12 protein-coding genes are annotated in these 15,035 nt (G+C 49.0%); 9 read left to right on the top strand and 3 right to left on the bottom strand.

What is annotated here, in order from left to right:
- Window positions 1-84: 84 nt before the first annotated feature.
- Complete coding sequence (locus LLH06_RS05225) at window positions 85-2,898, bottom strand: 2-oxoglutarate dehydrogenase E1 component (RefSeq protein WP_228172207.1); 2,814 nt, start codon at window positions 2,896-2,898, stop codon at window positions 85-87.
- 237 nt (window positions 2,899-3,135) lie between these two features.
- Between LLH06_RS05225 and LLH06_RS05220 the strand changes: the two genes are divergently transcribed.
- From LLH06_RS05220 to LLH06_RS05210, 3 genes are all read left to right on the top strand, one after another.
- The gene (locus LLH06_RS05220) at window positions 3,136-3,975 is read left to right on the top strand and encodes a ThuA domain-containing protein (protein ID WP_228172206.1); all 840 of its coding nucleotides are present in this window, start codon (window positions 3,136-3,138) and stop codon (window positions 3,973-3,975) included.
- Window positions 3,976-4,099: 124 nt separating this feature from the next.
- Complete coding sequence (locus LLH06_RS05215) at window positions 4,100-4,366, top strand: hypothetical protein (RefSeq protein ID WP_228172205.1); 267 nt, start codon at window positions 4,100-4,102, stop codon at window positions 4,364-4,366.
- A gap of 134 nt (window positions 4,367-4,500) precedes the next feature.
- Window positions 4,501-6,036 carry a cryptochrome/photolyase family protein gene (locus LLH06_RS05210; protein ID WP_228172204.1) on the top strand — a complete coding sequence of 512 codons (1,536 nt, stop codon included), beginning with the start codon at window positions 4,501-4,503 and terminating at the stop codon, window positions 6,034-6,036.
- 56 nt (window positions 6,037-6,092) lie between these two features.
- On the opposite strand, the gene LLH06_RS05205 is transcribed toward LLH06_RS05210, so the two are convergent.
- Both LLH06_RS05205 and LLH06_RS05200 read right to left on the bottom strand, forming a co-directional pair.
- Complete coding sequence (locus tag LLH06_RS05205) at window positions 6,093-6,632, bottom strand: ferritin (RefSeq protein WP_228172203.1); 540 nt, start codon at window positions 6,630-6,632, stop codon at window positions 6,093-6,095.
- A 146-nt stretch (window positions 6,633-6,778) separates the two neighbouring features.
- Window positions 6,779-7,144, bottom strand: coding sequence for a hypothetical protein (locus LLH06_RS05200; RefSeq protein ID WP_228172202.1), 366 nt, complete (start codon window positions 7,142-7,144; stop codon window positions 6,779-6,781).
- A 338-nt stretch (window positions 7,145-7,482) separates the two neighbouring features.
- Here LLH06_RS05200 and LLH06_RS05195 point away from each other — a divergent pair, with 338 nt between their 5' ends.
- The 6 genes from LLH06_RS05195 (at window position 7,483) to LLH06_RS05170 (ending at window position 14,846) form a co-directional block, all read left to right on the top strand.
- Window positions 7,483-9,567, top strand: coding sequence for a HEPN domain-containing protein (locus tag LLH06_RS05195; RefSeq protein WP_228172201.1), 2,085 nt, complete (start codon window positions 7,483-7,485; stop codon window positions 9,565-9,567).
- Entirely contained in the window at window positions 9,564-10,352 is a 789-nt protein-coding gene (gene cobA / locus LLH06_RS05190; protein ID WP_228172200.1) for a uroporphyrinogen-III C-methyltransferase, read from the top strand. Before LLH06_RS05195 ends, cobA begins: the two co-directional genes overlap by 4 nt.
- On the top strand, window positions 10,336-11,847 hold the full coding sequence (locus tag LLH06_RS05185; protein WP_228172199.1) for a TSUP family transporter: 1,512 nt from the start codon (window positions 10,336-10,338) through the stop codon (window positions 11,845-11,847). The genes cobA and LLH06_RS05185 overlap by 17 nt, the downstream gene beginning before the upstream one ends.
- Before the next feature lie 2 nt (window positions 11,848-11,849).
- Window positions 11,850-12,572: a phosphoadenylyl-sulfate reductase gene (locus LLH06_RS05180; RefSeq protein WP_228172198.1), complete on the top strand. Its 723-nt coding sequence runs from the start codon at window positions 11,850-11,852 to the stop codon at window positions 12,570-12,572.
- Window positions 12,569-13,474, top strand: a complete 906-nt coding sequence (cysD, locus tag LLH06_RS05175; protein WP_228172197.1) for a sulfate adenylyltransferase subunit CysD — start codon at window positions 12,569-12,571, stop codon at window positions 13,472-13,474. The genes LLH06_RS05180 and cysD overlap by 4 nt, the downstream gene beginning before the upstream one ends.
- Window positions 13,475-13,592: 118 nt before the next feature.
- Window positions 13,593-14,846: a sulfate adenylyltransferase subunit 1 gene (locus tag LLH06_RS05170; RefSeq protein WP_228172196.1), complete on the top strand. Its 1,254-nt coding sequence runs from the start codon at window positions 13,593-13,595 to the stop codon at window positions 14,844-14,846.
- Window positions 14,847-15,035: the final 189 nt, after the last annotated feature.

Below are 15,035 nucleotides of genomic sequence, written 5' to 3'. Positions count from 1 at the left end.
TTATGTGTTATGAGTTGCGGGTTAGGCGTTGCTATGTTGCAGGATCAGATCCCGCAACTGGCAACACATAACCCGCACCACTATTTAGTCTGCGTTAGTTTCGGCCATTTTTTTGGCGGTGCTTTTTACTTTCTCCTTTTGCTGGTCGCTTACCGGAGTTTCAAAAGCTTTTGATATGATGTACAGCTGCTGTGAAGCATGTTGCTTGGCGTAACCGGTGGCCGGGCTCGAAGCTTCCTTGCGTGAGATCACGTCAAGCTGCAACTCGCTCTTGCGGAACTTGCGCAGCATGTAAGGCCATGCGCCCATGTTCTCAGGCTCTTCCTGTACCCAAACGAATTCTTTAGCGTTGCTGTATTTGGTCTTGATGGCTTGCATCTCCAGTACCGGTGTAGGATATAGTTGCTCAACACGTACGATGGCAACATCACTGCGCTTATCAGCTTGTTGTTTCTCCAGCAATTCGTAATAGATCTTACCGCTGCAGAACAGTACGCGTTTAACCTTTTTGGTGTCGGTAGTGAACTTATCGTCGATCACTTCCTGGAAACCACCTTGAGTGAACTCCTCGATCTTTGACACGCAGGCGGGGTGACGCAGCAAGCTTTTTGGCGAGAAGATCACCAATGGCTTACGGAAGTGACGGTGCAACTGGCGGCGCAGGATGTGGAAGAAGTTAGCCGGGGTGGTACAGTTGGCCACCTGGATGTTGTTATCGGCACAACCTTCCATAAAACGCTCGATACGGGCTGATGAGTGCTCAGGACCCTGACCTTCGTAACCATGTGGCAATAACATCACCAAACCGTTACCACGTTGCCATTTGGTTTCGGCACTTACCAGGTACTGATCCACAATGATCTGTGCACCGTTCACAAAGTCACCGAATTGAGCTTCCCAGATGGTGAGGGCGTTAGGGTTAGCTAAAGCGTAACCATAATCAAAACCTAACACACCATACTCTGACAGTAAAGAGTTATAAATGCTGAATTTGGCATCAGCACCGATATTTTGTAGCGGAGTGTACTCCTCATCAGTATCAGGCAGGGTCACCACCGCATGACGGTGAGAGAAAGTACCACGTTTTACGTCCTCACCGCTCAGGCGTACCGGGTGATCCTCTTTTAATAAGGTACCGTAGGCCAGTAACTCGCCCATGGCCCAGTCAAAGGTCTTGGTCTCGTTAACCATTTTACGGCGATCTTCGAACAGTTTTTCGATCTTCTTGAAGAAGGTCTTACCTGCCGGAAGTTCAGTGATCTTTTGACCGATCTCTAACAGTTCACTTTCGCTTACTGCGGTATCAGCAGTGGCATACACCTCCTCTTTAGTAGGCAGATGCAAACCTTGCCATGAACCGGCGAACATCACATTGCTGGCCTGTACACGGGCTTCGGCCTTGGTCTCATCCAGTTGCTTTTGCAGCAACTCTTTGAATTCCTTTTCAATGGCTTTGGCGCTGGCCTCGTCGATGCTGCCTTCGGCCAGTAATTTTTTATAATAGATCTCGCGCGGGTTAGGGTGCGCTTCGATCGCTTTGTACAATGTTGGTTGGGTAAACTTAGGCTCATCCGACTCGTTGTGACCGTAACGACGGTAGCACAAAATGTCGATGAACACGTCCTCGTTGAACTCCTGACGGTACTCCATGGCCAGGTTGATCACGTAGGCCAATGCCTCAACATCATCACCGTTAACGTGGAACACCGGCGACAATACCGTTTTGGCGATATCGGTACAGTAAGTGCTCGAACGGGCATCCTTAAAGTTAGTGGTAAAACCGATCTGGTTGTTGATCACCAGGTGCACGGTACCACCGGTCTTGTAACCGTCGAGTTTCTCCATCTGAAGAACCTCGTAAATGATACCCTGACCAGCTACCGAAGCATCACCATGGATCAGGATCGGTGCGATGCGGTCATGATCACCTTCATATTTACCATCGATCTTGGCACGGGTGATACCCTCTACCACCGGACCAACGGTCTCGAGGTGCGAAGGGTTAGGGCAAAGGCTCAGGTGAACCTTTTTACCGTTAGAGGTCTCGATATCGGTGGAGAAACCTAAGTGGTATTTAACGTCGCCACCGAATGATGATTCCATATCGTAGTTCTTGCCTTCAAACTCAGCAAAGATCTCTTTATAGGTCTTACCCATGATGTTGGCCAGCACGTTCAAACGACCGCGGTGAGCCATACCAATGGTAAATTCTTCGATACCCAGTTTTGAACCTTTTTCGATCACCGAGTCAAGCGCCGGGATCAGTGATTCGGCACCTTCCAGTGAGAAACGTTTTTGACCCAGGAATTTAGTACCCAAAAAGTTCTCGAAGCCAACGGCCTGGTTGATCTTTTTCAGCATGCGGGTCTTCTCTTCTTTGTTAAAAGAAGGTTTGTTACGCTTGCTTTCCATACGCTCCTCGAACCACTTGGTCTTGATCGGGTTACGCATGTATTTATACTCGGCACCAATGGCCTGGCAGTAAGTATCTTCTAACAGCTGACGGATGTCGCGCAGTTTAGCCGGACCTAAGCCTACTTCAACGCCTGCATTAAATACGGTATCCATATCGGCCTCGGTCAAACCGAAGGTCTCCAGCTCTTTGCCCGGATAGTATTTGCGACGCTCGCGAACGGGATTTGTTTTGGTGAAAAGGTGACCGCGGGTACGGTAACCGTTGATCATATTAAGCACGTTGATCTCTTTCAACACGTGCTCGGGAGCGGCGCCCCCTTCGGCTCCGGCAGCAGCGCCGGCGCCTTTTTCCTGACCGAGGTCAAAGCCTTCGAAGAATTTTTGCCAACCGAACTCTACCGAGTCAGGGTCTTGTTTATATGCTTCGTATAAAGAATCTATATAGGCCGCGTTTCCGCTATTAACATAAGTGAGACGATCCATCTGAATACCAATCTGTAAAACGGTACAAAACTAAGAATATAAGATGTAAACTACACGGTTTAATTTGTAATTGGTTTTCTATTTTTTGCATTTGTTGAATTTAACTTTTATATTCTTGCCGTTTTAGATCCTGCCCATGATCAGGCCTTTGTGCCTGCTTCATCAGCATTGCCCCCACCTTGCTGTTGTGCCGGATGGTGTATGTAGTGTTAACATACCATTATATATCTATACCCCATGCTTTTAGTTATCCCAACTTTCAGGCGGGCCGCCTTGTGCTGTCTGTTATGGAGCTTAGCCGTTTTGAGCTTTGCCCAAACCAAACCATTTAAGGTGATCGCCTTTTACACGGCCAAGGCCGACCTGGCACACATCAGTTTTGTGCACGAGGCCAACCGCTGGTTCCCGCAAATGGCCAAAAAGTATCACTTCACTTACGACTCGACCAATAATTGGAAGAACCTCGACACCGCTTTCCTTAAAAACTACCAGGTGGTACTCTTCCTGGATACCCGGCCCGAAGACCCTGACCAGCGCAAGGCCTTTGAACATTACATGAAGCACGGCGGCGCCTGGATGGGTTTCCACTTTTCGGCCTTTGCGCTTTCCCCTTCGGCCATACCACAAAACTGGGATTGGTATCATAACACCTTTTTAGGGTCGGGACAGTATGGTAGTAATACGTGGAGGCCAACATCGGCCGTATTAAGGGTGGAGGACCAACACCCGACCACACGATCACTGCCCCGCACGTTCAAGGCATCGCCAAATGAGTGGTACCGCTGGCAGAACGACCTGCGCACGAACCCTGATATCAGGATATTGCTTGCCATCGATAGCACCAGCTTTCCGCTGGGCACTGGTCCTAAACCAAACGAGATATGGCATAGCGGCTACTACCCCGTGGTATGGACCAACAAGAACTACCGGATGATCTACGTGAACATGGGCCATAACGATATGGACTACGAGCATAAGTATGATAACACCAACCGAACCCTCTCTCATACCTTTAGCAATAAGGAGCAGGATCAGTTCATCATTAATGCATTATTGTGGCTGGGGAGGTCAAAATAACGGCTTTTTGTGTTAAGAAGGCGGTCACAACATATATATGATGCCCATGTGGTTAACACAATGATAACATTACATTAACTATGTGATAACATATCTTTGTGGCTTATAGCAAGCTCCGAACCATATGAAAAAGAATGACGCTAAAACACTTATCAAGGCCGCTAAAAAGAACGCAGAGAACGAGATAAAAGAAAGCTTGATCACCCAGTTGACCGAAGTGACCGGCAAACTGAGCCAACCATCAAAAAAGCTGGACAAGAAGATCAGAAAAGGTGCTAAACAATTAGCCAAAAGGTTAGCTAAAGATCTGAAGATCGATAAAAGCACATTGACCGCTAACCAACCAGCTGAAGCACCAGCCGAGGCTTCCGACGCAACAACAGCCAGCTAATAAGCTCACCATATCAACGGTCCGGCTCAGCCGCCCAAGGCATTCCCAAAAGCCGGACCTTTCTGCTCTCCCATTATCGCCTTCCAGTACCGATATTTAAGAAACCTCTAAGGCGGCTTGTTGTTAACTACAGCATGCCCAAAACTTTACGGTTAATATTAGGCGATCAGCTTAACAGCGCCCACAGCTGGTTGCAACATACCAACGATGAGGCGACCTACCTCATGCTCGAGATCATGCAGGAGCAGGAGTACGTAATGCACAACGTGCAAAAGATCCTGGCATTTTTTGGCGCCATGCGCAACTTTGCCCACCACCTCACCAAAGCCGGTCACCGGGTGATCTACTTGAATTTAGATGATCAAGGCAACGAGCAGGACCTGGAAAAGAACATCAAAAAGATCATCAAAAAAGAGAAGATCGAGCTATTTGAATATCAATTGCCTGATGAATACCGGCTGGATGAGCAGCTCAAGGATATTTGCAAAGGCTTAAACATCAATACCGGCGTAGCCGATACCGAGCACTTTTTGACGGAGCGCATGGAGGTGCATGATTTTTTTGGCGGCAAAAAACGTTACCTAATGGAGAACTTTTACCGCCACATGCGCAGCAAGAACCACATCCTGATGCATGGCGATGAACCCGAGGGCGACCGCTGGAACTTTGACGCCGATAATCGTAACAAGTATGATGGTAAGGTGCCGCTGCAAGACGCCTTACGATTTGACCATGATGTATCATCCCTCAAAAAGATGATCGATAAGATGGGCGTGAAATACTTTGGCGGCTTTGATGAAGAGCACCTGCCCTGGCCGCTCAGCAGGCAGGAGGCTTTAAAGGTGCTGGAATATTTTTGCGAACATCTGCTCCCCCACTTTGGTACTTACGAAGATGCCATGCTGCAGGAGCATAGCAGTTTGTTCCACTCGCGGATATCGTTCGCGCAGAACGTTAAGCTGATATCACCGGCCGAGATCGTGGGTAAGGTGATCAGCCATTATCAAAGCAACAAAAACAAGATCAGCCTGGCCCAGGTAGAAGGCTACATCAGGCAGGTGATCGGCTGGCGCGAATTTATGCGGGGCGTTTACTGGGCGCACATGCCTGGCTATGACCAAAAGAACTTTTTTGGCCACAAGACCGAGATACCCCACTGGTTTTGGGATGGCAAGACCAAGATGAACTGCCTGAACAAGTGCATTACCCAGTCATTGGATGAGGCCTGGGCGCATCACATCCAACGCCTCATGGTGATCGGTAACTTTGCCTTGCTGGCGGGCATAGACCCTGACCACGTGGACGCCTGGTACCTGGGTATCTACATCGACGCTATACAATGGGTGGAGGTCACCAACACCCGGGGCATGAGCCAATTTGCCGATGGCGGCATCGTTGGGTCAAAGCCCTATGTGGCCTCAGCGGCTTACATTAACAAGATGAGCGATCACTGTAAGCATTGCCACTACAATTATAAGGCAAGACATGGCGAGAAAGCTTGCCCGTTCAATAGCCTGTATTGGAACTTTTTTGACCGCAATGCCGACAAGCTGGAAAAGAACCCGCGCATCGGTATGGCTTACGTGACCCTCAAAAAGATGAAACCCGACGAAAAAGAAAAGACCATGCTGCAGGCCGAGACCTACCTCAATAACCTGAACGAGTTGTAAAACAAAAGAGCCCTTGCTGATCAGCAAGGGCTCTTGAATGATATAGATCGACCAAATTATTCGCCGGCGGTCTCGCTGTCGTATTTGATCTTATTGACGTGCTTGTCGATCTCCCAAAGGCCGGTGCCTTCTTCGCCAATAACCTCGAACAGTTCCAGCGCACGACGGGCTTTGTATTCCTCTTCGCGTTGCTCTTTCATGAACCAGTTCAGGAATTCAAAGGTCACAAAATCCTGCTCCTTTAAGCAGTTGGCAGCGATCACTTTGAATGATTGAGTGATGGCGATCTCGGCCTCCAAAGCCTCTTCAAATACCTCACGCAATGAAGAGTATTCTTGCCTGATGCCGCTCACATCTGGTGATATGGCGCTGCCGCCCATATCCAATACATATTTGAAAAGCTTTAATTGGTGAAAACGCTCCTCGTCCGACTGTTTAAAAAAGTAGTCAGATGAATAATCAAAACCGTTTTGGTTACACCATGAGGCCATGGCCAGGTACATAGCTGATGAATGGGCCTCTTTCTTTATCTGTTGGTTCAAAAGTGTCTCTATATCGGCAGATAACAGGCACTTCACTCGCATAATATCTTTCATGTTATATATAGGTATGGGATCGTATACTTTGTAATACGAACAAAAATAGTGCTATAAGTGGTAGTTACCCAATATATAAACAATTCGAAATAAGTCTAAATTAGAGACTATCAGGCAAATAGCATCATTTTGAAAAGAATATCTGATCAGAAAGGTAAGCGGTGCAGCCTGTCGCGAATGATCTGGTTCAGCTCCAGCATCACGAAGGTGCCCTCCAAAAGCTGCTTTAACGAGATGATCTGCAGCAGGTTCAAAAAATAACAATGGTTGCAGGCGCAAATGAACACCATCTCGATCTCAGGTGACCGGTCGCTGTTCAGCAGTAGTTCTTCAATGTCTACCCTGCAGATCGAGTTCTTAAGTTTCAACAAACCGCGGTGATCAAAGCGTACCAGCTTACCATCAAAGTCAATATACCAGCAACCTTCGCGGTCGCTTTGGTATACAGTACCCGCCTTATTGGCGAACACTTCGGTGTAACTTGATGCAGTAGCTGTTTTAACTCCGGCCATATCGATAGCGCAAAATTAGCATTATTTAGAAGCAGTCCAAATACTGTTAACTGTTTTTTCTTAACAATTTTCCACAAGGTCCATCTTGACAGACCAATCACTCATCTACCATTCCCATTGTAATGTGAAGATCTTTTTTCCAAATAAATTCCTACTATTCCTATATAGTATATATATTTGAATACTATATGAGTAAGAAAGCACGTAAAATGATGTTCATTTGCTGCTGCGGTCGTCATCATGACCGGGGGCTCATTTAGTTATTAAAGTGATCATTAGCAAAAAGCCTCTTGCGGTCAAACCACCAACAGAGGCTTTTTTTGAATTCGAAACTGAGTATGCAGAGTTTTAGGACCGAATTGGAGAACCCGATCGTAGAGAAGGATATCATTGATCTTGAGAAAAAGATCAGGGCCTTTCGCGAGGGTAAGATCCACGACGAAAAATTCAGAAGCCTGCGCCTTGCGCGCGGTGTATATGGCCAACGCCAGCCCGGAGTACAAATGGTACGTATCAAGCTGCCGTTCGGCAAAGTTACCTTTAAACAGTTATTACGCATTGCCGATATTGCCGACGAGTACGGCAGTGGCAACCTGCACCTCACCACCCGCCAGGACATCCAGATACATTATGTGAGTTTGGACCGCACCCCTGAGCTTTGGGCCAAACTGGAGCAGGATGACATTACCCTGCGTGAGGCTTGCGGTAACACCGTACGTAATGTGACGGCCTCCCCTGCTTCGGGCATTGACCCGGCCGAGCCGTTTGACGTTTCGCCGTATGCTCAAGCCATGTTCGAATACTTTTTACGTAACCCGATCTGTCAGGAAATGGGTCGTAAGTTCAAAATATCGTTCTCCTCGAGCGAGGCCGATACCGGTTTCAGTTATATACACGATCTGGGCTTTATCCCTAAACTGGTAGGCGATCAGCGCGGTTTTAAAGTGATGTTAGGCGGCGGACTTGGTGCCCAACCGGCCTTAGCACACATCGTGCATGAGTTTCTACCTGAGGACGAGATCATTCCTTATACTGAATCGATCATTCGTGTGTTCGATCGCTATGGCGAACGCAATAATCGTAACAAGGCCCGCCTTAAATTTCTGGTGGCCAAGATAGGCATCGATGAGTTGCTGCGCCTGGCCGCTATCGAAAAAACGGCTAACAAGGTCAAGACCTTTAAGATCGACCGCGATACCGTTCCTCAACCTGCCCCACCTACCGGCCAGGTAGCGGACGTAAGCATTGCCAACCCTCTTAAATATGAGCAGTGGTTGGCCACCAACGTGTTCGAGCAAAAGCAAAGTGGTTTTTACGGCGTGTACGTAAAAGTGCCCGTTGGCGATATTCATACTCCTGAGGCCCGCCGTTTGGTGGATGGTATCCGCGGATTGGTGGCCGACGAGATACGCGTTACCCAAAATCAGGGCTTGTTATTAAAGTATGCTCGTAAAGAGGCGTTACCTGCATTATTCAATGCCTTGAACGAGCTGCAACTGGCCGAACCGGGTTTTGACAGCGTGGCCGATGTGACCACCTGCCCTGGTACAGATACTTGTAACTTAGGCATCTCTAACAGCATGACGCTATCGCGCGTGTTGGAAGATGTGATCTATAACGAATATGAGGACCTGATCTACAACCGCGATATCAAGATCAAGATCAGTGGTTGCATGAACTCCTGCGGTCAGCATGGTTTGGCGCATATAGGTTTTCACGGCAGTTCGTTAAAGGCCGATAAACGTGTGCTGCCTTCTGTACAGGTTTTATTGGGCGGGGGCACCGTGGGCGACGGCATTGGCCGTGCTGCCGAAAAGGTGATCAAGATACCTGCCAAGCGTGCAACGCATGTATTGCGCGCCGTTCTGGACGATTATCAAACCAACGCTGTAAGCCAGGAGACCTTCCATAACTATTATGACAGCAAAGGTAAGGACTATTTTTACCAGCTATTGAAGCCACTGGCCGATCTGACCACTCTTACCGATGATGAATTTGTGGACTGGGGTCATGAAGAGACCTTTGCCACCGCCATTGGCGTTGGTGAGTGTGCCGGCGTGATAATCGATCTGGTGGCCACGCTACTGTTCGAGGCTGAAGAAAAACTGGGCTGGGGCAAGGAGGCCTTTGCCGAAGGTCGTTGGGCCGATGCCATTTATCATAGTTACAATACCTTCATCAGCAGTGCTAAAGCATTGTTGTTAGATAAGAATATCAATACCAGCACCCAAAGCGGTGTGATCAAAGAGTTCGATACTAATTATGTGAGTACCGGGTTGGTACAACTACCGGTGTCATTTAATGACCTGGTATTGCAGATCAACCAGAACGAACCATCAGAGGCCTTTGCTACCGCATACATGAAAAGCGCCGAAGAATTTTTGACCGAAATGAAAGCCGAGCGCGAGGGGCTTAAAGCATGAAATTGAACAACGAAACGAAATCACAACATAAAGAGCCCAGGATAACGTTAGTGGGCGCTGGCCCGGGTGATGCCGACCTGATCACTATTAAAGGTATGAAAGCCTTACAAACCGCCGATGTGGTATTGTACGATGCCTTGGTTAACGATGACCTGCTTGACCTGGCACCGGCAACTGCACAAAAAGTATACGTAGGCAAACGCTCGGGCGAGCACTCCTATTCGCAGGATGCTGTTAACCAGTTGATGGTGGATTATGCCTTGAACTACGGCCACGTGGTTCGTCTAAAAGGCGGCGACCCGTTCGTTTTTGGTCGTGGGTATGAAGAGATCGAATTTGCGGCGGCGCACCAGATCCCTACCCAGGTAGTGCCCGGCATTTCCAGCTCGATCGGTGTACCCGGCTTACAGCAGATACCGGTAACGCACCGTGGCGCCAGCGAGAGCTTTTGGGTGATCACCGGTACCACTGCCGATCAGCAAATATCAAAAGATCTTTATGATGCTGCCCGCAGCAATGCTACCGTAGTAGTATTGATGGGGCTGCACAAATTGGTACAGATCACCGAGATATTCAAGGCCGAAGGCAAACATGAGCTGCCGGCCGCCATTATTCAAAGTGGATCTACCGACAAAGAGAAAGTAGTGATCGGTACCGTAGAAACTTTGGTAGAACTGGCTGCGGCCAACCAGGTGAAAGCCCCGGCCATGATGATATTTGGCAAGGTGGTATCCTTACATCCGGCGTTCAATACCGTAAAGAACCTTTATGGCATCCTTGCCTAAAAATGGACATATAGCCCCAGTACCTGCCACCGCAACAGCGGATGGTAACCAGCTATTCCCTGTTTTTTTGAAGCTGAACCAACTACGCACGGTATTGATCGGCGCAGGCAATGTCGGTCTTGAAAAGCTTACAGCTTTACTGAACAATAGCCAGTTAGCCACGGTGACCATCGTAGCTGAAGCGATATTGCCCGAAGTGTTGGAGCTGGCAGCCCGCTATCCGCGGGTGACCATCGTACAAAAGCGCTTTGCCGATACCGACCTGGACCAGGCCGATGTGGTGATCGCTGCCACGGCAGATAATGTGCTGAACGAGCAGATCCGCCAGGCCGCCCACCAACGCAAACTACTGATCAATGTGGCCGATAAGCCCGAGCTTTGCGATTTTTACCTGGGCTCCATCGTCAAAAAGGGCGACCTTAAAGTTGCTATCTCTACCAACGGCAAGTCGCCAACGGTGGCCAAACGATTAAAGGAAGTACTGGCCGAAGCGCTGCCGAACGAGTTAGATACTACACTACAACAGCTCAGTGCGTTACGCAATACCCTGACCGGCGACTTTGCCAGCAAGGTAACGGCCCTCAATAAGGCTACAGCCATACTTGTAGACCCTAAGCCGGTCCGCAAAAAGAACTTTAAGTGGCTGATCTGGCTTACCATCGTGATATCGTTAGGTGTGGCCTTCGCCTCGCTATGGTATAATGAACCGGGTTTCAAGACCTACGTAGAGGGTATCGATAGTTTGTTCTACAAGTTCCTGGCGGCAGGGTTCGTGTTCGCCATGATCGATGGCGCCATTGGCATGTCATATGGGGTCACCTCTACCGCATTCTCGCTTTCTATGGGTATCACGCCAGCGTCCGCCAGCATGGCGGTACACTTGTCTGAGATCATGAGCAACGGTATAGCCGGCTGGATGCACTACCGCATGGGCAACGTGAACTGGAAGATGTTCAAACTGCTCATTTTGCCCGGTATAGCCGGTGCGTTGGTAGGTGCTTATTTGGTGTCGTCGTTAGAGCATTATTCCATGTACACCAAGCCAATGGTATCGGTGTATACACTGATATTGGGCTCTGTCATCTTATCCAAAGCATTTAAAACAGGCAAAAAGCGCTCAGGCGAAAAGATCAAACGCATATCCCTGTTAGGTTTAGGCGGTGGTTTCATTGACGCAGTGGGCGGCGGTGGCTGGGGTTCTATCGTGCTATCATCACTGATCGCCGGTGGCCGTCATCCACGGTTCTCGCTGGGCACCGTTAAATTAACACGGTTCTTTATCGCCATGATGGGCTCGCTTACCTTTTTGATCATGCTGAACGGGGCTCCATGGAGCGCCATTACCGGGCTGATCATTGGCAGCGCGCTGGCCGCACCTATAGCCGCACGTATCTCTAACCGCATATCGGTAAAAGTGATCATGGTGGCTGTGGGTATAATCGTTATATTGGTGAGCCTTAAAAGCATTTGGGGCTTTGCCACCAAGATCTTATAATAATGGAAACACTTTCACCACATATCAAGCAACGCACCGAGGGTTTAGACCCTCTGAGTGCCTTGCATTGGCTGGCTGATGAATTTCCGGGCAAAGTGGTATTCTCTACCAGTTTTGGCTGGGAAGACCAGGTGATCACGCATATGATATTTAAGAACAAGTTGCCGATCAGGGTATTTACCCTCGAGACCGGCCGCCTGTTCCCCGAAACGTATTACGTATGGAACCGTACCATGGAAATGTACGAGGCCCCTATACATGCCTACTACCCTCAACAGGAAGCATTGGAACGCATGGTGAACGCCAAAGGCCCAAGCAGTTTTTATGAGTCGGTGGAGAACCGCAAGGAGTGTTGCGGTATACGCAAGATCGAGCCGTTGAAGCGCGCATTGAGCGGCAACACGGTATGGATAACCGGCATCAGGGCCGAGCAATCCCCCAACCGTCAGGACATGGAAAATGTGGAGTGGGATGCCGGCAATCAGCTGGTGAAGTTCCACCCTATATTTGATTGGACGCTTGATGAAGTAAAACAGTACATCAAAGAGAATAACGTACCCTATAACAGCCTGCATGACCGTGGTTTCCCGAGCATTGGCTGCCAGCCTTGCACCCGCGCCGTACAACCAGGCGAGGACTTTAGGGCCGGACGCTGGTGGTGGGAGGACCAGTCGAAAAAAGAATGCGGCTTACATTCGGTACAGGAGATAATAACAGAGAAATGAGTAAACATCACTTGGATTACCTCGATGAACTCGAGGCAGAGGCCATTTATATTTTAAGAGAGGTGGCAGGCCAGTTCGAAAAGCCGGCACTACTATTTTCGGGTGGAAAGGACTCGATCACGCTGGTGAGGCTGGCCGAGAAAGCTTTCCGTCCGGGTAAGTTCCCGTTCCCGCTGGTACATATCGATACCGGCCATAACTTTCCGGAGACCATCCGATACCGTGATGACATGGTGGCCCGTTTGGGCGAAAAACTGATCATTGGTCATGTACAGGACTCGATCGATCAGGGTAAGGTAGTAGAACAAAAAGGCAAGAACGCCAGCCGTAACGCCCTGCAAACCGTTACTTTGTTAGATACTATTGCCGCCAACGGCTTTGATGCCTGCATAGGTGGTGCCCGCCGCGATGAGGAAAAGGCCCGCGCCAAGGAGCGTATCTTTTCGGTACGTGACGAGTTTGGCCAATGGGACCCTAAACGCCAGCGCCCCGAGCTTTGGAACCTGTATAATGGCAAGATCCACAAAGGCGAGAACGTTCGCGTGTTCCCGATCAGCAACTGGACCGAGTTAGACGTTTGGAACTACATTCGCCGCGAGAACATCGCTTTACCATCTATCTACTTTGCGCACGAGCGTGACACGATCGTTCGTAATGGTCAATTAATGGCCGCTGCGGAGTTCCTGAACATGGATGAAGAAGATGTGATCACCCGCCGCAACGTACGTTTCCGTACCGTGGGCGATATGACCTGTACCGCTGCTGTGGAGTCGGATGCCTTTTTGATCGACGACATCATCAACGAGATCAGCGCCTCCAAGATCAGCGAACGCGGCGCCCGTATGGATGATAAAGTTTCGGAAGCGGCCATGGAGGATAGAAAGAAGGGCGGATATTTTTAATTTATGAGATACGTCATCGCGAGGCACGAAGCGATCTCTGCGGAGGACGAGCAACCGGACAATCATAGTCCAGAGATCGCTTCGTTCCTCGCAATGACGTGAAGGATATACAAAAGTAATGGAGATACTAAAATTTATAACCGCAGGTAGTGTTGATGATGGTAAAAGTACCCTGATCGGCCGCTTGCTGTACGATACCGATGCCATATTGGAGGATCAGTTAGAGGCCATACACAACTCTAACCGCAAGAATGACGATGGCACCATTGACCTGGCCATATTGACCGACGGCCTGAAGGCTGAACGCGAGCAGGGCATCACCATCGATGTGGCCTACAAATACTTCCAGACCGAGAACCGTAAGTTCATCATCGCTGATGCGCCTGGTCATATCCAGTACACCCGCAACATGGTGACCGGTGCCAGCAATGCTAACCTGGCCATTATTTTGATCGATGCCCGCAAAGGTGTGATCGAGCAAACCAATCGTCATTCGTTCCTGGTATCGCTTTTGGCCTTACCTGAGGTAGTGGTTTGCGTGAACAAAATGGACATGGTGAACCACGACCAGGATACTTTTAACAAGATCGTGGCGCAGTACCAGGTACTGGCTGGTAAGCTGGGTTTAAAAAATGTGACCTACATACCGGTGAGCGCCCTTAAAGGCGATAACATCGTTAATGGCTCCACCAATATGCCCTGGTATACCGGCAAAAGCCTGTTAGACCATTTAGAGACCGTCGAGATCACCGTTGACGATAGCCGCGCTCATGCCCGTTTCCCGGTGCAATGGGTGGTTAGGCCGCAAACCGAAGAACTACATGATTACCGTGGTTATGCGGGTCGTGTATCAAGCGGTAACTTTAAAGTGAACGATAAGGTGACCGTGCTGCCATCGGGCTTCAGCTCCACCATTACCAAGATAGAGTTACTCGACCAGGAATTTGAGGAAGCATTTGCAGGACAATCAGTTACCATACACCTGCAGGACGAAATCGACATTAGCCGTGGCGATGTGCTGGTGAACAGTGCCGCACAACCAGAAGTGTCCAACCTGATCGAGGCCGACCTGTGCTGGATGGACACCCGCGCGCTGGATACCACCATGACCTATTTAATACAACACAATAGCAAAGTAACGCGCTGCCGCATACAGGAAGTGCTTTACAAATTCAATATCAACACGTTAGATAAAGTGCAGGGAGACGAGGAGTTCAAGTTGAATGATATTGGACGCATCATTATAAAGACCGCCGAGCCACTGGCCTTTGATGTTTATCAGGACAACAAGGCCAACGGGGGCGCTATCATTATTGATAGCCGAACCAACGTTACGGTAGGTGCTTTGATGCTGCGGGCCGCTGTGTCTTAACATCGAACACACACGTTCTTTATACTTTTAGTTTAGTTAAATTGAGAATAGCGGAGGTTGTAACGGACCTACCGCTATTTTTTTTGCAGCGACCCGCGCATCAAAGTAGACCGTAAAATTACGTGTTACTACATTTATTTATTTCAACGAATTGTCAAAAGCTTTCGTCGTTTTTACAGTGAATGCCGT

Origin of the sequence: Mucilaginibacter daejeonensis (genome assembly GCF_020783335.1) — a bacterium.
In the GTDB taxonomy this organism is placed as follows: Bacteria; Bacteroidota; Bacteroidia; order Sphingobacteriales; family Sphingobacteriaceae; genus Mucilaginibacter; species Mucilaginibacter daejeonensis.
Note: the sequence above shows the minus strand (reverse complement) of the source record. Positions and strands in the feature narration are given on the sequence as shown.